The following is a 19,724-nucleotide window of genomic DNA, read 5'->3' as shown; positions in this document are numbered from 1 at the left end:
GGAAGAACCGCACAGCAGCATACAGGTGAAGCCGAACACACGGCCTTCCCTGCGCGATGGTCGGACGGCTTACGCCGTGCTCTCCCGGGAGCCGAACTTTCCTTTTGGCCTCCCTCGCCTCACGGAATTCGCCGACACCGCGCCGGTTGACGCTGGTGCCGCCTCCGCAAGACTTGACCGTAGCAACGACGGCCAGGACCACACGGTTTTGCCGTACGCAAACAACGCCGTTCGTACAACGCGGCTTGCGAGAAGCTCACGGGGATCGGCTCAATCCATCACCCCGCCCTGCGTCTCGCATCCGCGACGGCGCCAATGCGTCCACCGCAGCCCGATCCGCGGCTCGTGACGACGTACGACCGCCCCTTTCGCCGGATCAGGATGGGCGGTACATACGACAAATCCGAAGTTCGGTAAAGCGGAATGTTTTGCTGCGGGGCCGATTGACCCAGCCATTGCTGTTTTGCCTGCCGTACAACCCAAGCCCTTGGGGTGCCCCGAGCACCTAACCGCCAAGTCGATGGTGTGGAACGCACTTGATGTCCGCTTATCTCCAACAGCGGCACAAAAGCGGAGACCGTCAAATTCCCGGGTTGAGCCAGAGGCGGACATCAGGCTTTGATCAACAAGCTGCTTGAGTCCCCACTCTATGATGGCTGCGGGCCTTCATAACCCTCGGTAATCGCCATGTCCCAAACCGACCTGCCTTCCCGCTCTTTCATTGGGGCGACATATTCGGGCGACTTGTAGCACTCCAATGCCGCGCTATAGGTCGGAAACTCTAGGACGATCACTCGCGACCGTGGTTTGCCCTCTTTGGCTCCACCTTGCCGCCCCGTGCGTGGAAGCGGGCCCGTACTTCGCAAGCGCCTTGGCATTTGCCGCGATATAGCTTTTGTAGCCTTCAGGATCATTCACATCCGCGACATCACGACGGGCTTACCGTGGTTCGGCTAAGGGCCCAATTTCAGACCTCCGAAGATGGTGCCCGACGGCATCCGGCTGCCTGTCTGGCGTCGGCCTCTCTGCTTGAAGTCATTACCGCCGACCGTCAAAAAGCGCCAAGCATTGAGCAGCGGAAGTCCCTGCGCGAACAACTTGAGCGTTGCTCTGAAGAAGTGAGCCTTGGCCTACCGTGCGCGCGCCAGAAATGGGTCGCGGCGCTGTCGGGCCCGCGACTAAGGTCAGGGCCCGACGACCTCGCGTCACGTCAACGGGCTGGCGCCCGCGCTAGTACCTTTTCCGCAACGGCGCGGCCGAGTTCTTGCCCCGCGTCGATGTCGGACCGGTAGTGGATGCCCGCATAGATGCGTGCGTCCGCCGCCTCCTTGCCGATCGCCAAAAGCGTGTCGGCATCGCCTGGAAACAAACGAGCGAGGACGACAGCCGCTGCGGTCGAAATGCAGCCATGTGCCGCCGGATAGCTCGGATGGTTCGGCGGCGGGAATAGCGTCTTCAGCTCCGGGTCGAGCTGCGAGGGCCTAATTTGCCAATAGGCGTACTTTGCATCCCAGCACGCGATACACGCATCATGCATGGCGATGTTCATAGCCGCGAGGGCGTATGTGGCGGCCGCGGGGTCCTGACTGAGACCGTATTCGAGGACCTTGCGGCTGGCGTGCTCGTTCCAGAGCTGAAACGCGCGTACCCCGCCGAAGGTCTCCCAGTAGACGGCAATCGAATTTGTCCGCGGCGTCCGCGCGAACGATTTCAGCTCCGCGAGTTCGGCCAGCACCGCAGCGGAATCGTAAGCCGGCGGCGGCGGCGGCCGAAGCTCATCCGGGGATTTCAGCGCCCAAGGCTTCCATGTTGCGGCGGCGGGATTGATGGGGTTTGTTCCCGGCCACCTGCCGGCGCCGGAGGGTACGGTCCCGGCCCACTTCCGGTCGGATCCGTCCTGCTTTGCGCGTTCGATCGCGCGCCCCGCCACCTGGCGCCCAAGATCGAGCCCTGCCTCAGCGTCGCTCGGATATTCGACGCCAGCGGTCACCCGTGATCGAGCGGCCTCCATGGCAAGTTTCTTGATGCGATCCGCGTCGGCGGGAAACATATAAGCGAGCACCTCGGAGGCAGCACCGGCGGCTGCGCCGAAATCTGACGGATATGACCCACTGCCAGGCACTGGCAGTACAGCGGCGATCTGCGGCTCGACGGCAAGCGGGCGCTGGCGAACGTGGCTCTGCTTGTTCGCGATGGCGCTTACCACGGCATCGTGAATGGCGGCGTGAACAAGTGCGAGATTTCGCGTCGCGAGCGGCACCGTCACGAAGTGTGCCAGCATCTCCTTCACCGCGATTTCATTCCAACGATAGGACGGTCCGCCAGCGTCCCACCAGCGCGCCTGTGCGATATCGGACGCGTTTCGGTTGGCGATCATCGTCTTGAGAGCAGCTAGGTCACCTGCCGCGGCCTCGCCGACCGGCGGCGGCTTGCTCTTGAGGTCATGGACCGTCGACAGGATCCACGTCGCGTGTTCACCCGCTGCTTCAACTCGATCGGTGGCCGCAGCAACAACCAACGCGGCCGCCACAATGCCTGCCATGGAACGACTGATGGAAGTCATCGGCGATCCTCCCGCTCGAAACCTCGCTGCGCTGCCCGCAGCCTGCCACTGTCCTTGCTCGTTCACCGAAATCCTTGCGCCGAGCATGCTCGCTGCCACCGAGCGCCGTTGCCCATCTCAAAGGGATAGTCCGCACCTGCTTCCAGGCCCCGGCAATCCGTTTCGCGTCAATCCTGTCCATGGCGCGCCAGATTCGGTGTATAGTCCCCTCCGGCTTGCTCATCGTTTCCTCGGGGAGTGGCCATCCATGACCCCTAAGCTCATACCGGGCCTCTTGAAAAAGGCTCTCGCTCTCGTGGAAGCCAACCCGGCGCACGCCTGGACAGTCGGCGAGATGGCGTCAGCCTGCGGCGTGGGCCAGCGCACCCTGCAAAGGCAGTTCCGTTGCTTCTTCGATCGAACGCCAATGGCGTACGTGCGCGATTTTCGGCTCGATAGGGCGCGACGAGAGCTGCTCTGCCCGTCCGGACCTGTGAAGGTCACGGAAATCGCCGGGCGGTGCGGGTTCAATCACTTCGGGCGATTTGCAGCGCTATATCGACGGCGCTTCGGCGAAGCTCCCTCGGCGACATTGAGGAGGCAGCAGAACGTTCTCGGCCGCAGCGCGCGGCCCCTGCCGCCGCTGCCCATAGCCGTCGACCGTCCGCGGATTGCCGTGTTGCCGTTCGAACCTGTCCGCTCGGGCAGCCATTTGGCCGCGGCCTTTGCCGATCAAATCGTGGCTGCCCTGATTCACTTGCGCTCGATGGATGTCGGAGTGGCCGCGAGTTCCCGCTACCACCTTCGTGGGAAGGTGCAAGACGACGGTGCCGGCCACCTGCGCGTTACCACCATCTTGGTCGATGCGGTGGCCGGCCGATGTCGTTGGGCCGACTACTGGGATGGCGATTCCAACGACTTGTTCGGATTTGAGGAACGGATCGCAGCGCGCGTGGCGACCGCAATCCAGCTACCAATTTGGGAGGCCGAGATCGACCGGGCATGGCGAGAGGACGCAGCGCGGCTTAGTGCCTGGCACCTTACGATGCGGGCGCTGCCACGGGTGCTGTCCATTGAGCCCGCGGCCGAGGAGATGGCGCTCGAGTTGCTCGAACAGGCGATGGAGGCTGCGCCGCAAGATGCTCTTCCTGTTGCTCTCGCGGCTTGGTGCCATGGGTTGCGTGGCAGCCACAACTTCTGTGCACGGCCCGACCGGGAGAAGGCCGTCGCTCGCGCGCTTGCTGAGCATGCGGCCCGCCTCAACAACAGTGACGCGCTGACCGAAGCTTTCCTCGCAGCCGGCTTTACTTTGGCGCATGATCTTTCGACAGCCGCGGTTCATGCAGACCGGGCGGTCGCCTTTGACGGCGGCTCGGCATGGGCATGGGCCCGCGTCGGCTGGCTAAGGGCGTATAATGGGGAGTGGGCAGAGGCGATCGAAACTTTCCAGATCTCGCGGGCACTCGCACCCACTGACCGCATGGGCTTTCTCTCCTGTGTCGGCATGGCAGTCGGACATTTCGGCGCCGGCCGCTACGACGAAGCAGCGTACTGGTTCGAGCGCGGATTGGCGCAAAATCCCGCTGCCACCTGGATAAACCATGCACTGACTCCGGCGTACGCGCTTGGGGGCCGCAAAGAGCAGGCTCGGCGGAGTCTGGCTGAGCTGACTCGCGCCTTTCCCGACTTGACGATTGCGCAAGTCAGATCAGGCCTTCCGTATCACCCCAGCTATCTTGACCGCGTGGCCGATGGGCTCGAAAGCGCTGGTATGCGCTGACAGCCACTGGCCGCCGGCGATCTTAGCGGCAACGATCACGGCCTGGGTGCGGCTCTCGGCCGAGACGTGCGCCTTGATGGTGGCGGCGGAATGATTGCGCGGCCAAGGTCCGCTCAAGGCGCCAGCCGGGTGAAGACGTAATCGCGGCTCTTGGCGCGCGCCTCATGGCAGGCGAAGCAGGTGCGATGCTGAGCCTCGTCCACCGGCTTGCCGTTGATGAAACGGCCAAAGCCCCAGCCGCCGGTCGCGGCGTATTTCTTGGAATCCTTCACCATCACCTGGACCGTAGTGGCGGCGCCGGGAACCGTTGCGGACGCAAACTCGGGTGACTGTTTCCGCTTCCAGGCGCGCTTGACCAGAATGGTGCCGTCCGGGAACGGCAGCTTGCCGGCCTGATAGGCGTCGATTGCCGTCTGGTTGCCGACCACAGCGCGAAGCTCGTCGAGTGGCGCCGCCTCCTCGGCCGGCGCGATCAGCTCCCACTGCTTGTAGCCCTGCGGAATCGTGACACCGAAGATCGGCGAGGCGTCCGCCGTGCTGCTTTGCGCCGGCCCCTCGGCAAAAGCGATCGAGACCAGGTATGGCACGCAAGTCAGGAGAACGACGAGAAGAAGCACGGCCAGAGTGATAGCCGTGGCATAGGAGCGCTTTTTCGTTTTGGATTCGATGGGCGTCATGGTGTTCTCAACCTAGGATCATCGGGCGATCCTCGGTCCAGCAAGGCTGGACCCGAGGTGTTGACAGATGCTCAGGCGCCGTCGGCGTCGATCACGGCCTTGGCAAAGGCTTGTGGCGCCTCCTGCGGCAAATTGTGGCCGATGCCGCCGGTGATCAGGCGAAACTCGTAGCGGCCTGAGAACTTCCTGGCATAGGCGCTTGGGTCGGGATGAGGCGCGCCGTTGGCGTCGCCCTCCATCGTGATCGTCGGCACGTCGATGACGGGAGCCGCCGCGAGCTTCTTTTCGAGATGCTCGTATTTCGCCTCGCCCTGGGCGAGCCCGAGCCGCCAGCGGTAATTGTGGATCGTGATCGCCACATGATCCTTGTTGTCGAGCGCCGCCGCGCTCCGGTTGAAGGTGGCGTCGTCAAACTTCCACTGCGGCGAGGCGAGCTTCCAGATCAGCTTGGCGAAATCGTGGGTGTACTTCTCGTATCCGGCGCGGCCGCGCTCGGTCGCGAAGTAGAACTGGTACCACCATTGCAGCTCCGCCTGCGGCGGCAACGGCGCGCTGCCGGCAGCCTGACTGGAGATCAGATAGCCGCTGACCGATACCAGCGCGCGGCAGCGCTCCGGCCACAGAGCGGCGATGATGTCGGCAGTGCGCGCACCCCAGTCGAAGCCGGCGACGACGGCCTTCTTGATCTCGAGCTTGTCCATCAGTGCAATGATGTCCGCGGCCATGGCCACAGGCTCGCCGTTGCGCGGCGTTTCGCTGGAGAGGAAGTGCGTCGTGCCGTAGCCACGCAAGTATGGGATGATCACGCGATAGCCTGCCTTGGCCAGGAGCGGCGCGACGTCGATGAAGGCGTGAATGTCGTAGGGCCAGCCGTGCAGCAGGATCGCCACGGGACCGTTCGAGGGACCCACCTCCGCATAGCCGACGTTGAGAACGCCGGCATCGATCTGCTTGATCGCGCCGAAGGACGCATTCGATGCTTGGGATCGCAGCGGTTCCGTCTCGGCTCGTGCGAGATCGATCACGCCGAGGCCGACGGCGACGGCTCCCGTGGCGATGCCGAGAAACTGGCGGCGGTGCTGATCGATGATCTGCTTCATGATGTTGTTACCTCGTCGTGGTTGATGATGGTGCGTCAGATCAGCGCGACCGTGACGTCGATGTTGCCGTGGACGGCCTTGGAGTAGGGGCAGGTTTGATGCGCTTCGTCGATGATGGCGCGTGCGATCTCACGATCGAGACCCGGCAGGCTGACATTGAGGCGCGCGCGCAAGGCATAGGTGCCCTCATCGAGAAGAAGATCGATTTCGGCATCGATCGCGCTTTTTCTGGGAAGCACGATTTTCCGCTTGCGCGCTGCGATCTCCATCGCGCCTTCGAAGCAGGCCGACCAGCCGGCCGCAAACAACTGCTCGGGATTGGTGCCGATGCCATCCCCGCCTGGCGGCGACAGCTTGACGTCGAGGCGACCGTCGGAACTGCGCGATATGCCGTCGTGCCGCCCACCGCTGGTGTGGGTCCGGGCCGTGTAGAGCAGTCTTGCCGCTTGCGTCATGAAGATCTCCTTGCCGTCGCGCAACTGACTATCAGCGGCGCGCGCGGGAGACCCGTTTGGACTTGTGAGATGTTGTGAGGCCGGCGCAGAACCTGTTATGAGGCCTGCAAACGCGGTCTGATGCCGATGCAAGGCCGGCCTTGCCGGATCGCTGCCCGCTGGCTATCCGGTTTCCCAAATGAGCAAGATTTCGCGATGACCATGCCGGCCGGGCCAAGACTCTCGTTCGGACCGTTCACCGTAGTGCCACATGAAAGGCTCGTGACGCGCGACGGCGTTGCGGTCCCGCTCGGCGCAAAGGCGTTCGACGCGCTGATCGCGCTGATGTCGCGGCCGAACGAGGTCGTCAGCAAATGGGACCTGATGGCGCTGGTGTGGCCCGGCATCACCGTCGAAGAGGCCAATCTGCGCTTTCACGTCGCCGCCCTCCGCAAGGCGCTCGGCGACGGCAAGGACGGCGCGCGATACATCACCACGCTCTCCGGGCGCGGCTATTGCTTCGTGGCGCCAATCTCGCAAGCGGAGCTTCCGGCAGCGCGGCGCTCGTCGCCGCGGATGGAATTGCCGCCGGTCAAGCTGCCGAACCGACTGCAACGGATGGTCGGACGCGACGATGCGGTCGCCGCCATCTCCGACAAGCTTCTTACCTCGCGCTTCGTCACGATCGTCGGTCCAGGCGGTGTCGGCAAGACCGCCGTCGCGGTGGCGATCGCCCACGACCTGCTCGCGACGTTCTCCGACGCCGCACATTTCGTCGATCTTGCCGCGCTCAGCGATCCCGATCTCGTGATCACCTCCATCCTGCTGATGCTCGGCCTGCCAGCCGAGACCGACGATCCCCAGCCCGCGCTGCTCGCGCATCTGCGCGACAAGCGGATGCTGCTGATCCTCGACAATTGCGAGCATGTCATCGCCGCGGCGGCACCGCTGGCCTCGGAGATCTTCCACGCTGCGCCGGATGTCCATATCCTTGCCACCAGCCGCGAAGCCATGCGCGTCGAGGGCGAGCAGGTCTATCGATTGGCGCCGCTCGCGGTTCCGCCTGACGGCTCCGGTCTGACAATCGCCGCAGCACAGACCTATCCCGCACTTCAGCTCTTCCTCGAACGTGCCACGGCCAGCGGTGCGCAGATCGCGCTCGACGACGCCAATGCCGCGATCATCGCGAGGATCTGCCGCAAGCTTGACGGCATGGCCCTGGCGATCGAGCTCGCCGCCGGCCGGGTCGAAGCTTACGGCCTGGAGCAGATGGCCGCCCTGCTCGACGAGCGCCTCAATCTGCTCTGGCAGGGCCAGCGCACCGCGCCGCCGCGGCAGAAGACGTTGCAGGCGACGCTGGACTGGAGCTACGGGCTGCTGTCCGACATCGAGCGCCTCGTGCTGCGGAGGCTGGCGGTCTTCGTAGGTCACTTCACCATCGACGCGGCTCTCGAGGTCGTGCCGGATGAACGCGCCGACCGCTCCCACTTGTTCGATGCGATCGACAGTCTCGTCGCGAAATCGATGGTCGCGCCGCGGCCGATCGGCGCGATGATGCGCTATCGTCTGCTCGATACCACGCGCGCCTATCTGCTCGAGGAGCCGAACGATGCCGCGCTCGCCGCCCGCCACGCAACCTACTACCAGCGATGGCTGGAGCAGGCCGGCAGCACATGGGCGGCAACGCCGAACGCCGACGAGCGGGCGATCCACTTCTCCGCGCTTCACAACGTGCGCGCCGCGCTGGACTGGTGTTTTGGCGCGGGCGGCGACGCCAACACCGGCATTGCGCTCGCCGCCGCAGCAGCGCCGATCTTCCTCGCGATGTCCCTGTTGATCGAATGCCGGCGCTGGTCGGATCGGGCGCTGCTTGCGATCGCCCCCTCCTCGCGCGGCAGCGCCGCGGAAATGCACATCCAGGCCGCCCTCGGACTGACCCTGATGTTCACGCGCGGCGGCAGCGAGGCGGCGCGCGTGGCCTTGAGCAGGAGCCTTGCGATCGCCGAGGCGCGCGGCGACGCGCCGAACCAGCTCCAGCTCCTCGGCCGCATGCATATCTTCCACGAGCGGATGGGTCAGTTCGACGCCGCGCTCGGCTACGCGCAGCAGAGCCTTGCGGTCGCGAGATCGCTCGGCGATTCCGGCTCGATCGCCCTCGCCCATTCGCTCCTCGGGGTGTCGCTTCATCTGGCCGGCAAGCATCGCGACGCGCTGAAGATGCTGGAGGTCGCATGGCAAGGGCCGGGCACGGAACGAATCAGCACCATCCATGGCTTCGATCATCGCAACCGGGCCGGCATCACGCTGGCGCGTGAGCTCTGGTTGCAGGGCCGGTCCGCGGACGCCCTGCAACTGGCACAACGGACGGTGGCCGAGGCCGCGCAGATGGAGCACCCGATCACGCTCTGCATCGCGCTGATCTGGGCGGTCTCGATCTCGCTCTGGGGCGGCGATCTCGACGGCGCGGAAGAGAGCATCGACCAGTTCATCGCGCATGCCGAGGCTCGATCGATGGGTCCCTATCTCGTGGTGGGCCGCGGCGTGAAGGGCGAACTGGCGATCCGGCGGGGAGACGCCGCGCATGGCGTCGAGACGGTCAGGGCTTGCCTATGCGAGCTCGACGAGGCCGGCTACGAACTGCTCACCACGACCTTCAACATCGCGCTGGTTCAAGGCCTGTTGGCGCTTGGACAGATCGAGCAGAGCGCGCGCCTGATCGATGATGCGATCCGCCTCGTCGATCAGAGCGGCGATCAGCTCTACATGCCCGAGTTGCTACGGATGAAAGCCAAGGTCCTATTGCACCTGCCAGAGCCAAGAGCCGAGCAAGCAGAGGTCCACTTGATGCAATCTCTGAATTTGAGTCGCCGCCAAGGCGCCAAAGCCTGGGAGCTGCGCGCCGCGATCGATCTCGCCGGGCTCCTTGCCGAACGCGGGCAGCGCGACGAGGCGAAGCGATGGCTCCAATCGGCGCTCGAGGGCTTTGCGGAGGGCTCCGAAACGGCGGATATCAGAGCGGCCAACAGCCTTCTGCAGAAGTCATAGACGCATACCCTATCAAGCTCCGTCATCCTGAGGCGCGAGCAGGCGGCGCGAAGCGCTGCAGGCGAGCCTCGAAGGATGAACGGCCAAAATGGCAGCCGGGCCGTTCATCCTTCGAGCCCTCCGCTACGCTCCGGCGCCTCAGGATGACGGATTTGATAGCGTCGCGCCTCTCACCCCGTCGTCGTGCCCTGCTTCCACTGGCCGCCGGCGATCTTGGCGGCGGCAATGACCGCTTGGGTACGGCTCTCGACGCCGAGCTTCTGCAGGATCGCCGAGACATGCGCCTTGATGGTGGCTTCGGAGACGCCGAGCTCGTAGGCGATCTGCTTGTTGAGAAGGCCTTCCGACAGCATCATCAGGACCCGGACTTGCTGCGGCGTCAGCGTCACCAGGCGGTCGCGCAGGCGGGTCATGTCGGGATCGGCTGCGGCGGACGGGTCGGTGTCGGCGGGAACCCAGATGTCGCCTTCCATCACCTTGAGGATGGCATCACGCAAGGTCTCGACCCCGAACCGCTTGGGGATGAAGCCGGACGCACCGAAATCGAGCGAGCGGCGGATCGTGGCGCTGTCGTCGGAAGCCGAGACGATCACGACCGGAATCGCCGGATATTGCGCGCGCAGATAGATCAGGCCGGAAAAGCCGGAGATCCCGGGCATCGAGAGGTCGAGCAGAATCAGATCGACCTCGGAGTTCTGTTCCAAGAGCTTGGTCAGCTCCTCGAACGACCCTGCCTCGTCGATCTTGGCCGTGGTCAGAACGCCGGCCACCGCCTGCCGCAGCGCATCGCGGAACAGCGGATGGTCATCAGCGATGACGAGGTGGGTGTTTGCAGGGGCTGTGGCAGTCATCTGTTCCGCACGCCGACGAGAGATCGGGAAAGCATACCAACTCGTTGCTGATCAAACAGCAATTTGCAATTGTTCACTGACTGGACCGGTCTTGCAAGGCAACCTTCCGTCCCTGGTCGCGAGGCGGTTAATGCAGGCGTGAACCGGCTGATGTTGCAGTGCAAAAACTGACGGATCTCCTCAATCCCTGAACAGAAGGTCTCGGGTCAAGTCATCAATCATGGTGACCGCTTCAAGCGCTGCCCTCAATCTCTCGCGGTCGGGGGCCGACAATCGCTTCACCAAGACCGCATTGGAGGGCGGCGTTCCCTCTGCGACATCCGCGATCTGTTGCGCCACGATCAGCTCCAGAAAGACGCCATGGGCCTCGTCGAGCGCATCGAGATCGGTCTCGCCGCGGCCAACCACGGCCTTCACGCCGGCGAGTCGCTGCGGTGTCGACCGGCCCATAACATGGTAGCGGATTGCGATCCCACGCGCTGCGGCGACCAGGCCAAGCAGCCCGGCTGCCTTCAGGTCGATACGGCCGCCTTCGGTGCGGATGCCACCGAAGAATTTCAGGCTCCTTGGGATGCTGATTCCCTCGACCAGAAGCTTGGCGAATGCGACCTGCCCCTCGGCTGCCGCGAAGGCCGCCTGCCTGACGGAGACGGCAAGGCTGCCGTCTCCGTGAACGGCCCGCAGGTCGAAGAAGATGTCCACCGACAGCAGATCCTTTGGATTGGAGCGCCAGACCCAGTGCTCGATGCGGTCCCGCCAGGTCGCAACCGAGCCGCGCCAGGGCGGGTTTTTCGCCATGACGCCACCCCTGCAATACGGCACACCGACCTCATGCAGAATATCTGCGACGTGCGCTCCGAACGCCGCAAACCAGCGATCCTCGTCGCCTCCCGGTTCGCCTTGCTCGAAAATCACGGCATTGTCCTGATCCAACGCCAGCAGGCTTTCTCCGCGTCCGGCAGACCCGAGCACGACCAGCGTGTATGGCGATGGGGGGTCGCCCTCGCCGCGCTCCCGCATGAGCCGCTCGGCAATCACGGCGGCCTGACGGGTGAGGGCGCAGAGTTCGCTGGAAATCACGTCCGCGACCTGACGGCCGGACAATCCTTCCGCCAAGAGCACCTCCGCGACCCGCGGCAGCTTCGCCCAGGCAACCGCCAGTGCGTGCGTGTCCGAGGCATCCTCGATCTCGTCCCCGAGCGATATGGCCTCCCCTGCCCGCAGACGCAGCAGGTCCCGCGCGGACAACGCACCGACCACGCGGCCAGCCTCATCGACAACGCCTAGATGGCGGGTCTTGAGTCGATTCATCCGGCCAATCGCGCGATAGACAAGCGCGTCCTCAGGAACCGACGCTAGCGGCTTGCTCATGATCCGGTGCACCGGCAGCTCCAGCGCTGGGGCACCGCGCCTGGCGATCGCCCGCAGCACGTCGCGCTCGGTGACGATTCCCGCCTCGAAGGCCTTGACGTCATCTGCGGCCGCATCCGGCGCGCTGACGTACACAGCCGATATTCTCTCGCTCGTCATTCGCGCCAGGGCACCGCTTACCGAGACATCCGCACCGACGAAAATGGCCGGACACCGCATGATGTCGCGGTTGCGGTGACGGTAGGCATAGGCGTCAAACCGCTTCAGCGTTTGTTCTGCATCGATGCGGGCCGCCGCTTCGACCGCCTCGATCCAGCCCATCCGCACCTGATCATCGAGCACCGCGGTGAGCGCACGACAGGACCGCTCGGCTTGGGCAAGAGTACGGATACCATGCTCCCGCAGCCTCGGCAGCAGCGCCAGGAATACCCGTGCCGTCGTGATCGCATCGCCGAGGGCGGAGTGCCGACCGACCACGTCGATGCCAAGCCAGGTCGCCAGGTTCTCCAGCTCATATCCGCCCAATTCCGGCGCAACAATCTCTGCGAGCAGCCTGGTATCGAGCGTTCGAGGCCGGGACCACGGCAACCCCGCCAGATCGCATTCGCGCTTCAGTACCGCGAGATCGAAACCGATCATGTGCCCGATGACGACAGCTCGGCCGAGGAACGCTTCGAAACGCGGCCAGATATCCGCGAACAGCGGCGATTCAGCGACCGTGGCATCGTCGATGCCGTGAATGCGCGTCGTCTCCGGGGGGATCGGTTGATCTGGCGGCCGCAGCAATTGAACAAACGAACCGCCATCGACCAGCTTGCCGGCCGACAGACGCACACCGGCAAGCTCGATCACCCGTGCCTTGCGTGGATCGAGCCCGGTCGTTTCGGCATCGATGACAACGGCGTCGAGCGACAAAAGCGGGGCAGCACCACTCGTCCTTTCCATTGTCCTCCCCTCGGAAAGCCGGACCGTGCGATGCCGGCCGACAACCGGGCACTGGCAGAGGCCGGGCGGTCCTACTCCAGCAGCGTGTTGGTCACCGCAGCCGCATCGATGCGATCAACCAATTCGTCGTGGATGTTGCAAAGACTGACACGCAGGTAGTTGCGCGTCGTCTCGAAATCCCGTCCGCGCAACTTGTCGTGGATCGGCATCATGGCAAAATAGGCTTCCGCCAGCTGCTCGGGAATGTCCATCACGCGCTTGGGCGCATGCCCGCCGGCGAGGTCGAGCCGATGCTCCAGCTCGCTCCGCGCCTGCAGCCAGGCGACCTCGCCAATCGACGGCGGCACTGTATAGCGGTCAAAAACCGAAAGGACGACGAGGATCATCTGGTCGAGAACCGCCCGGCGCTGCATACCGGCGTGTGGGCGCAACACCCCATCGACCATCTCGCCGACCATCGCAAGCCCAAGCGGATAGGCCTGCCAGCGCGCATATTCGACCGCCTTTGCAAACTCTTCCTCGGCAAACAGGACCTTGGCGTAATGGCCGGCGCGGGCGCGCGAGTATTCGTAGATTCCCTTCTGCGCGATGAACGCAGATTGTGCGTCGATGAAATCCGCGAGCTCTTGCCGCGTGCGAATCGGCGGACGGGGACGAAACAGCTTTCCGAACAGCTTCATTGCAGCCTTTTCCTGCCAGACCGGCCGGGCCACTTTCGCCCCTCAGCCCGCATCTGCAAAGCTCCATGTTTCAGTGCGGCGTAGCTGTTAGCAGGCGCAACAAATTTTCCCGACAAAAGTATAATAAGCGGTTGCCACCTACGGTGTTAGCCTCGCGGTACTTCCAAATTGGCGTAAGACCAGTTGAAGCAGCGGCGCGGGGGACGCCGCATTGATGGGATTGCAGTCCCTCGATCTTTAATCCCGGCGCATTTGCGGACCGGGTTTTAAGGGAGGATTTGCAACCAATGACCGACCAGACAAACCTGAAAGAAAGAGAGGTAGCGCACTGGGCGAAGACCTCGCGCCTTATGTTCACGCATCTGGGCATCTGGTTCTTCTTCGGCTTCATCATCCACATGTTCGTGGTGCCGCTCAACAGGATCATCATCCCGATCCTCGGTTTCCCGCTCGGCTTCTATATGGCGGCGCAGGGATCGCTCATCGTGTTCGTGGTGATGCTATTCATGTTTGCGAAGCAGCAGGACAAGATCGACCGCGAATTCGATTTCGCTGAGGACGATTGAGGGGGAAGAGATCATGTCCACACAAGCCGCTACCAACACCTCGGACTTCATCAAGAATCTGGGCAAGATGTACGGCACCTACACGGGTGGGTTCATCGGCTTCATCTTGTTGCTTGCGATTCTCGAGCAGGTCGGCGTTCCCAACAAGATCCTCGGCTACCTGTTCGTGTTCTTTACGCTCGCGGTCTACGCCATCATCGGGGTCATGACGCGAACCGCACAGGTCTCGGAGTATTACGTCGCCGGCCGGCGCGTCCCCGCTTTCTACAACGGTATGGCGACGGGCGCCGACTGGATGTCAGCGGCATCGTTCGTCGGCATGGCGGGCACGCTGTTCTTGCTTGGCTATGACGGCCTCGCCTGGGTGCTTGGATGGACCGGCGGGTTTGTGCTGGTGTCGATCCTGATCGGACCCTATCTGCGCAAGTTCGGGGCCTATACGGTGCCCGACTTCCTGTCGTTCCGCTACGGCGGCAATTTCGCCCGCTTCCTCGGCGTGATCGTGCTGGTTGCCTGCTCCTTCACCTATGTGACGGCGCAAATTTACGGCACCGGCCTTATCGCATCGCGATTCCTCGGCATGCAGTTCGAGCTCGCGGTGTTCGCCGGTCTTGTCGGCATCTTGCTTTGCGCAATGCTCGGCGGAATGCGCGCGGTGACATGGACGCAGATCGCGCAGTACATCGTGCTGATCATCGCCTATCTGACCCCGATCGTGATCCTGTCCACCAAGAACTACGGAATTCCGATCCCTGAACTTACTTACGGGCAGGCGATCGCGGACATTACGGCGCGAGAGCAGGAGATGCTGGCTTCGGGTCTGGCGACAGCCGCGGCTCTCAAGCCCCATATCCAGCCCTTCATCAACTACAGCCCCCTCAACTTCTTCGCGATCATCATGTGCATGATGGTCGGCACGGCTTCGCTGCCGCATATCCTGATGCGCTACTTCACCACCCCATCGGTGCGTGAGGCGCGCCAGTCCGTGGCATGGTCGCTGTTGTTCATCTTCCTGCTGTACTTCTCGGCCCCGGCCTATGCGGCGTTCTCGAAGCTGGAAGTCTATACCAATATCATCGGCAGGGACCTGACGGCCATTCGCCCATGGTTGTTCAACTGGGGTGAACTCGGGCTGATCCAGATCTGCGGCAAGAACGCGGCCAGCATCGATGCGGTCGTTGCGGCCTGCAAGGCGATCGCCGGACATCCGGGCGTCGTGCGGCTGCAGGACTTCGTGATCAACACGGACGTGATCGTGCTTTCCACGCCGGAGATCGCGGGTCTGCCGTATGTGATCTCGGGTCTCGTGGCGGCCGGCGGTCTCGCCGCAGCGTTGTCCACCGCTGACGGGCTGCTGCTCGCCATCGCGAACGCGTTGTCGCACGACATCTACTACAAGATGATCGACCCCAACGCGCCCACCATTCGCCGTCTCACCGTGGCGCGCGTCCTTCTGGTGGGCGTCGCTGTGGTCGCGGCTGCGACGGCCGCTACCAAGCCGGCAGACATCCTGGCCATGGTCGGCTGGGCATTCTCGCTTGCAATGGCGGGCAACTTCCCGGCCCTCGTGATGGGTGTCTGGTGGAAACGCACGACGGCGACGGGTGCGATCTGCGGCATCATCGCCGGCTTCGGCCTGTGCCTGTTCTACCTGGTGACGACCCGGTATTTCCCGGGTGCCGGCGTCAAATATTTCGGCATGACGTCGCTGACCAACCCGCTGACGGGAGCGCCGGTGGTCGATATTGCCAAGGCCATGGCGCTGCCCAACGCGATGGAGAGCTTCCCGACGCTCGCGCACCCGCTGGCCAACAAGGTCGGCTGGTTCGACCTTACCAACATCGCCTGCGGACTCCTGGGAGCGCCGCTCGGCTTCCTCGTCATCTATGTCGTCAGCAAGCTCGGCCGGGAGCCGTCGAGGGAAATGCAGGCCTATGTTGATGACATCAGGAGGCCGCGAGGCAGAACGGTGCTTGAGGAAAAGACCACCTGAGGTATCGCGGCACTTCAAGATCGGCAGATGGGGCCCCTCGGGCCCCATCTTCGTTTGCCGCGCAACGTCTGTCTTGTCGAGACACGCGCCCCTTGCCATTGTTGTGCAAGAGGCAGGTTGCGACGATTGAGCTGCCCGGCTGCGAGGGGAAACGTCCTTTGGATACCGCAACGTCACTTGCTTCGTATTGGTACTTTCATCTGCCCAATTTCTTGCTCGCGGCATTGATGTACACATTGCTCGGCCGCGTCCTGCTTGGTCTGATGGTCGATGCGGACTCGCCGAACTACATCTGGCGATTCTTTTGCCGAATCACCGATCCCGTCGTAGCGGTCGTCGCGATTGTGACACCGAAAGCAACCCCACCGGTGGTGCTGTGGCTGTTCGGATTCGTCTGGCTGTTCTGGCTGCGGGTCGCGTTTCACTACACATTGCTGCTGCTCAATCTCGCCCCCCGATTTGGCGGAGCAGCCTCATGAGCCGCAGTTTCTATTTCATCGGAATTGCGTTTTTCGGAATGATCAACGGCATCTTCAACCAGCTATCGCTGATCTTCACGCTCCTGTACGCGCAGATGCTCGCCGGCCCGCTGCTTTTTGGAAGTCTATCGCTGACGCTGATGTTCGCATCGCTGATGGTCTCGACCGCCACTATCATTCTTGGCGGAATTCCGGCGGCGATCTACGAGCGGGTCACCGGCGCTGCGGAGTCGAGCAGTGTCTCGCTCTGGATATGGCTTGCTGGCACCGCAATCCTCTCGCTTCCGGCTGTCGGGAACTTTCTCAAGATCGGACTGTAGCCGCTGAAACGGCGTTGAGGACGGGTCGCGCCGGCGTTACGCTGGAACCAGCTCCTCAATCCGATGTGGCAGGTCAATTTCAATCGACGGAGCAGCGGCTGATGGAAGAGGTGCGCCGTATCGCCTACGAGATTGTGTTGCGCGCATGCGGGTTCGCTTCGCTCGCCATCTTCTGCGTGATGATCGGCCTGTCCTTCCTCCCGCGCATCGCGTTTCAGGCGGGAGGCTTTCTGAGCATGGCAATGGCTCTTGTCCTCGCCTTCAAGGCCCGCGAAGCCCGAACCAAGGATCATCGCCGGACCGAGATGTGGCTCTATCTTCCCAAGGAGCACCGTCCGCCCCAAGCCTACGCGCAGAAGACGATTTCAACGGTCATGCGCGAGACCTATCTGCAGTTCGCGTGCTGGACCGCCATCATCTCCATCGTGATGTGGACGGTCGCGTTGGCCTTCTCCCTGATTGGACTTTAGTCTGACTTCATCATCCCTGCCGGTCTGCGCAGGTATCTTGCGGCCGTCACATCGACGGGATTTCGGCGCAATCGCTGCGATATCAGACGTGCTCGCCGCTTGTGTGCAATCCAAAAGTCGGTTCCAGCCGAAAGTACTATTGGGCCGGACGCGGCAAACATGTAAGTGCTCGCTCCGATTAACTGCGCGCCTGCATGGCGCAGATCTGCATTTGAATCCAAAAAAGACAAGCGGGAGCGAATCGGAATGACGACAATAACTGCAACATCGGCACGGGGCAGCACCGGGATGACGAAGGACGAACGGTTCGTCATTCTCGCCTCTTCGCTCGGTACCGTCTTCGAGTGGTACGACTTCTACCTCTACGGTTCGCTCGCCTCGATCATCGGCGTGCAGTTCTTCTCGGATTATCCGCCGGCCACCCGCGACATCTTCGCGCTGCTGGCGTTTGCGGCGGGCTTCCTGGTGCGGCCGTTCGGCGCGATCGTGTTCGGCCGCATCGGCGATATCGTCGGCCGCAAATACACCTTCCTCATCACCATCCTGATCATGGGTCTGTCGACCTTCATCGTCGGCTTGCTGCCCAACGCGGCGACCATCGGCATCGCAGCCCCGATCATCCTGATCGCGCTACGCCTCGCCCAGGGCCTTGCGCTCGGCGGCGAGTATGGCGGTGCGGCGACCTATGTCGCGGAGCACGCGCCACACGGCAAGCGCGGCTACTACACCTCCTTCATCCAGACCACGGCGACGCTCGGCCTGTTCCTGTCGCTGCTGGTGATCCTGTTCACCCGCACCGCGACCGGCGAGGCCGATTTCGCGAAGTGGGGCTGGCGCATCCCGTTCCTGGTGTCGGTGTTGCTGCTCGGCATCTCGGTCTGGATCCGGCTTCGCCTCAATGAATCGCCGATCTTCCAGAAGATGAAGGAAGAGGGGAAGGGCTCGAAGGCGCCGCTGACGGAGGCCTTTGGCAACTGGCAGAACGGCAAGCTCGTGCTGCTCGCCCTGCTCGGCGGCGTGATGGGCCAGGGCGTGGTCTGGTACACCGGCCAGTTCTACGCGCTGTTCTTCCTGCAGTCGATCCTGAAGGTCGACGGCTATACCGCCAACCTGCTGATCGCCTGGTCGCTGCTGCTCGGCACCGGCTTCTTCATCGTGTTCGGCATGCTCTCCGACAAGATCGGCCGCAAGCCTATCATCCTCGGCGGCTGCCTGATCGCGGCGCTGACCTTCTTCCCGATCTTCAAGATGATCACCACCAACGCCAACCCGGCGCTGGAAAAGGCCATCGAGCAGGTCAAGGTCGAGGTGGTGGCCGATCCCGCCGGCTGCGGCGATCTGTTCAACCCGGTCGGCACCCGCGTCTTCACCGCACCTTGCGACACCGCGCGCGCCTACCTGTCGCAGTCGTCCGTCAAGTACGCGACGAGCTACGGCGCCGCCGGATCGGGCGTGAAGGTCGTGGTCAACGGCAAGGACGTGCCCTACACGAACGCCAAGGACAGCAACCCGGCGGTTCTCGCCGCGGTGCAGGCGGCTGGCTACCCGAAGGCGGGTGATGCCGGCATCGTGAAGATGGCGCATCCGTTCGACATCTTCCGCCCGCAGGTGGCGGCGATCGTCGGCCTGCTGTTCGTCCTCGTGGTTTACGTCACCATGGTGTACGGCCCGATCGCGGCGATGCTGGTCGAACTGTTCCCGACCCGCATCCGCTACACCTCGATGTCGCTGCCCTACCACATCGGCAACGGCTGGTTCGGCGGCCTCCTGCCCGCGACCGCGTTTGCGATCGTGGCCTCGACCGGCGATATCTATGCCGGCCTCTGGTACCCGATCATCTTCGCGGCGATCACCGTCGTGATCGGATTCCTGTTCCTGCCGGAGACCAAGGACGTCGACATCAAGTCGACCTGATCGAAAGCAGTTATGGACGACACGAACCGGCCGCGGTCTCCGCGGCCGGTTTTGTCTTGAGCGCTTACTGATTGCTGCCGATGAACTGCAGCACGATCTCGCGGCGGTGCGGGCGACTGCGATGCTCGATCAGATAGATCGCCTGCCAGGTGCCGAGCGCGAGCCTGCCGTTCAGGACCGGGACGTGGAGCGAGCTCTGCGTCAGCATGGTCTTGACATGCGCCGGCATGTCGTCCGGTCCCTCGGCGTCGTGGGTCCAGCCGGCATTCTCCGGCGCAAGCCGGGACAACGCGGTGGCGAGATCGACGAGCACCGACGGGTCGGCGTTCTCCTGGATCGTCAGCGAGGCCGAGGTGTGGCGGATGAACAGCGTCAGCGCGCCCTAGCGCGCGCGTGCGCCTCGGCGATGAATTTCGCGGTTTCGCTGGTGAGGTCGGTGAAGCCGCGGCCGGAGGTCTGCACGGTGAGCAGCGACGACGCGATGGCGGTGGCTTGCACGGTCGATGGCGCGGAGCGCGTGACGGATTTGGCTGATGTCATGAAAGGTCTCGTTGCGT

At 63.5% G+C, this 19,724-nt stretch carries 17 protein-coding genes and 1 pseudogene; 8 read left to right on the top strand and 10 right to left on the bottom strand.

Annotation, left to right across the window (positions count from 1 at the left end; translation table 11 throughout):
- Positions 1 to 647: 647 nt before the first annotated feature.
- Together ACVIIV_RS10770 and ACVIIV_RS10765 are read right to left on the bottom strand one after the other, a co-directional pair.
- Positions 648 to 878 (bottom strand): DUF1330 domain-containing protein, encoded by a 231-nt coding sequence (locus tag ACVIIV_RS10770; RefSeq protein WP_456748701.1) that lies wholly within the window; start codon positions 876 to 878, stop codon positions 648 to 650.
- A gap of 332 nt (positions 879 to 1,210) precedes the next feature.
- Positions 1,211 to 2,563, bottom strand: a complete 1,353-nt coding sequence (locus ACVIIV_RS10765; RefSeq protein WP_456744170.1) for a phosphatase PAP2 family protein — start codon at positions 2,561 to 2,563, stop codon at positions 1,211 to 1,213.
- 247 nt (positions 2,564 to 2,810) lie between these two features.
- Here ACVIIV_RS10765 and ACVIIV_RS10760 point away from each other — a divergent pair, with 247 nt between their 5' ends.
- Positions 2,811 to 4,322, top strand: coding sequence for a helix-turn-helix domain-containing protein (locus ACVIIV_RS10760; protein ID WP_456744169.1), 1,512 nt, complete (start codon positions 2,811 to 2,813; stop codon positions 4,320 to 4,322).
- 113 nt (positions 4,323 to 4,435) lie between these two features.
- Here ACVIIV_RS10760 and ACVIIV_RS10755 read toward each other — a convergent pair whose 3' ends face one another.
- The 3 genes from ACVIIV_RS10755 to ACVIIV_RS10745 all read right to left on the bottom strand — a co-directional run bounded on the left by ACVIIV_RS10755 (position 4,436) and on the right by ACVIIV_RS10745 (position 6,554).
- A complete protein-coding gene (locus tag ACVIIV_RS10755; protein WP_456744168.1) occupies positions 4,436 to 4,999 on the bottom strand; it encodes a cytochrome P460 family protein in 564 nt (187 codons plus the stop codon).
- Between the two features lie 71 nt (positions 5,000 to 5,070).
- Positions 5,071 to 6,099, bottom strand: a complete 1,029-nt coding sequence (locus ACVIIV_RS10750) for an alpha/beta fold hydrolase (RefSeq protein ID WP_456744167.1) — start codon at positions 6,097 to 6,099, stop codon at positions 5,071 to 5,073.
- A 35-nt stretch (positions 6,100 to 6,134) separates the two neighbouring features.
- Entirely contained in the window at positions 6,135 to 6,554 is a 420-nt protein-coding gene (locus tag ACVIIV_RS10745) for an organic hydroperoxide resistance protein (protein ID WP_456744166.1), read from the bottom strand.
- A 195-nt stretch (positions 6,555 to 6,749) separates the two neighbouring features.
- On the opposite strand from ACVIIV_RS10745, the gene ACVIIV_RS10740 reads away from it, so the two are divergent.
- Positions 6,750 to 9,578: an ATP-binding protein gene (locus tag ACVIIV_RS10740; RefSeq protein ID WP_456744165.1), complete on the top strand. Its 2,829-nt coding sequence runs from the start codon at positions 6,750 to 6,752 to the stop codon at positions 9,576 to 9,578.
- 170 nt (positions 9,579 to 9,748) lie between these two features.
- Here ACVIIV_RS10740 and ACVIIV_RS10735 read toward each other — a convergent pair whose 3' ends face one another.
- The 3 genes from ACVIIV_RS10735 to ACVIIV_RS10725 all read right to left on the bottom strand — a co-directional run bounded on the left by ACVIIV_RS10735 (position 9,749) and on the right by ACVIIV_RS10725 (position 13,425).
- A complete protein-coding gene (locus ACVIIV_RS10735; protein WP_456744164.1) occupies positions 9,749 to 10,429 on the bottom strand; it encodes a response regulator in 681 nt (226 codons plus the stop codon).
- Positions 10,430 to 10,609: 180 nt separating this feature from the next.
- Positions 10,610 to 12,745 carry a DUF294 nucleotidyltransferase-like domain-containing protein gene (locus ACVIIV_RS10730; RefSeq protein ID WP_456744163.1) on the bottom strand — a complete coding sequence of 712 codons (2,136 nt, stop codon included), beginning with the start codon at positions 12,743 to 12,745 and terminating at the stop codon, positions 10,610 to 10,612.
- Between the two features lie 71 nt (positions 12,746 to 12,816).
- Entirely contained in the window at positions 12,817 to 13,425 is a 609-nt protein-coding gene (locus ACVIIV_RS10725) for a hypothetical protein (RefSeq protein ID WP_456744162.1), read from the bottom strand.
- A gap of 287 nt (positions 13,426 to 13,712) precedes the next feature.
- On the opposite strand from ACVIIV_RS10725, the gene ACVIIV_RS10720 reads away from it, so the two are divergent.
- The 5 genes from ACVIIV_RS10720 to ACVIIV_RS10700 all read left to right on the top strand — a co-directional run bounded on the left by ACVIIV_RS10720 (position 13,713) and on the right by ACVIIV_RS10700 (position 17,253).
- Complete coding sequence (locus ACVIIV_RS10720) at positions 13,713 to 13,991, top strand: DUF4212 domain-containing protein (RefSeq protein ID WP_456744161.1); 279 nt, start codon at positions 13,713 to 13,715, stop codon at positions 13,989 to 13,991.
- Between the two features lie 13 nt (positions 13,992 to 14,004).
- The gene (locus ACVIIV_RS10715) at positions 14,005 to 15,984 is read left to right on the top strand and encodes a sodium:solute symporter family protein (RefSeq protein WP_456744160.1); all 1,980 of its coding nucleotides are present in this window, start codon (positions 14,005 to 14,007) and stop codon (positions 15,982 to 15,984) included.
- A 158-nt stretch (positions 15,985 to 16,142) separates the two neighbouring features.
- A complete protein-coding gene (locus ACVIIV_RS10710; protein ID WP_456744159.1) occupies positions 16,143 to 16,463 on the top strand; it encodes a hypothetical protein in 321 nt (106 codons plus the stop codon).
- Entirely contained in the window at positions 16,460 to 16,783 is a 324-nt protein-coding gene (locus tag ACVIIV_RS10705) for a hypothetical protein (RefSeq protein ID WP_456744158.1), read from the top strand. Before ACVIIV_RS10710 ends, ACVIIV_RS10705 begins: the two co-directional genes overlap by 4 nt.
- Positions 16,784 to 16,884: 101 nt before the next feature.
- On the top strand, positions 16,885 to 17,253 hold the full coding sequence (locus tag ACVIIV_RS10700) for a hypothetical protein (RefSeq protein WP_456744157.1): 369 nt from the start codon (positions 16,885 to 16,887) through the stop codon (positions 17,251 to 17,253).
- Here the strand turns inward: ACVIIV_RS10700 and ACVIIV_RS10695 are convergent.
- The gene (locus tag ACVIIV_RS10695; protein WP_456744156.1) at positions 17,250 to 17,567 is read right to left on the bottom strand and encodes a hypothetical protein; all 318 of its coding nucleotides are present in this window, start codon (positions 17,565 to 17,567) and stop codon (positions 17,250 to 17,252) included. The two genes, ACVIIV_RS10700 and ACVIIV_RS10695, sit on opposite strands and share 4 nt — an antisense overlap.
- On the opposite strand from ACVIIV_RS10695, the gene ACVIIV_RS10690 reads away from it, so the two are divergent.
- Positions 17,542 to 19,167: an MFS transporter gene (locus tag ACVIIV_RS10690; RefSeq protein WP_456744155.1), complete on the top strand. Its 1,626-nt coding sequence runs from the start codon at positions 17,542 to 17,544 to the stop codon at positions 19,165 to 19,167. The genes ACVIIV_RS10695 and ACVIIV_RS10690 overlap by 26 nt on opposite strands.
- Positions 19,168 to 19,231: 64 nt before the next feature.
- Here the strand turns inward: ACVIIV_RS10690 and ACVIIV_RS10685 are convergent.
- Positions 19,232 to 19,707 (bottom strand): annotated as a pseudogene (locus ACVIIV_RS10685) (secondary thiamine-phosphate synthase enzyme YjbQ).
- Between the last annotated feature and the right edge of the window lie 17 nt (positions 19,708 to 19,724).

The sequence above is a fragment of the Bradyrhizobium sp. USDA 4354 genome, assembly GCF_054060315.1.
The sequence above is the reverse complement of the archived record's forward strand: the minus strand, read 5'-3'. Positions and strand labels throughout refer to the sequence as shown.

What these genes read in the sequence shown, in the direction of transcription:
- ACVIIV_RS10770 (WP_456748701.1), bottom strand. Translation starts at nt 878, where the DNA reads ATGCCAAGGCGCTTGCGAAGTACGGGCCCGCTTCCACGCACGGGGCGG.
- ACVIIV_RS10765 (WP_456744170.1), bottom strand. Translation starts at nt 2,563, where the DNA reads ATGACTTCCATCAGTCGTTCCATGGCAGGCATTGTGGCGGCCGCGTTG.
- ACVIIV_RS10760 (WP_456744169.1), top strand. Translation starts at nt 2,811, where the DNA reads ATGACCCCTAAGCTCATACCGGGCCTCTTGAAAAAGGCTCTCGCTCTC.
- ACVIIV_RS10755 (WP_456744168.1), bottom strand. Translation starts at nt 4,999, where the DNA reads ATGACGCCCATCGAATCCAAAACGAAAAAGCGCTCCTATGCCACGGCT.
- ACVIIV_RS10750 (WP_456744167.1), bottom strand. Translation starts at nt 6,099, where the DNA reads ATGAAGCAGATCATCGATCAGCACCGCCGCCAGTTTCTCGGCATCGCC.
- ACVIIV_RS10745 (WP_456744166.1), bottom strand. Translation starts at nt 6,554, where the DNA reads ATGACGCAAGCGGCAAGACTGCTCTACACGGCCCGGACCCACACCAGC.
- ACVIIV_RS10740 (WP_456744165.1), top strand. Translation starts at nt 6,750, where the DNA reads ATGACCATGCCGGCCGGGCCAAGACTCTCGTTCGGACCGTTCACCGTA.
- ACVIIV_RS10735 (WP_456744164.1), bottom strand. Translation starts at nt 10,429, where the DNA reads ATGACTGCCACAGCCCCTGCAAACACCCACCTCGTCATCGCTGATGAC.
- ACVIIV_RS10730 (WP_456744163.1), bottom strand. Translation starts at nt 12,745, where the DNA reads ATGGAAAGGACGAGTGGTGCTGCCCCGCTTTTGTCGCTCGACGCCGTT.
- ACVIIV_RS10725 (WP_456744162.1), bottom strand. Translation starts at nt 13,425, where the DNA reads ATGAAGCTGTTCGGAAAGCTGTTTCGTCCCCGTCCGCCGATTCGCACG.
- ACVIIV_RS10720 (WP_456744161.1), top strand. Translation starts at nt 13,713, where the DNA reads ATGACCGACCAGACAAACCTGAAAGAAAGAGAGGTAGCGCACTGGGCG.
- ACVIIV_RS10715 (WP_456744160.1), top strand. Translation starts at nt 14,005, where the DNA reads ATGTCCACACAAGCCGCTACCAACACCTCGGACTTCATCAAGAATCTG.
- ACVIIV_RS10705 (WP_456744158.1), top strand. Translation starts at nt 16,460, where the DNA reads ATGAGCCGCAGTTTCTATTTCATCGGAATTGCGTTTTTCGGAATGATC.
- ACVIIV_RS10700 (WP_456744157.1), top strand. Translation starts at nt 16,885, where the DNA reads ATGGAAGAGGTGCGCCGTATCGCCTACGAGATTGTGTTGCGCGCATGC.
- ACVIIV_RS10690 (WP_456744155.1), top strand. Translation starts at nt 17,542, where the DNA reads ATGACGAAGGACGAACGGTTCGTCATTCTCGCCTCTTCGCTCGGTACC.
- ACVIIV_RS10695 (WP_456744156.1), bottom strand. Translation starts at nt 17,567, where the DNA reads ATGACGAACCGTTCGTCCTTCGTCATCCCGGTGCTGCCCCGTGCCGAT.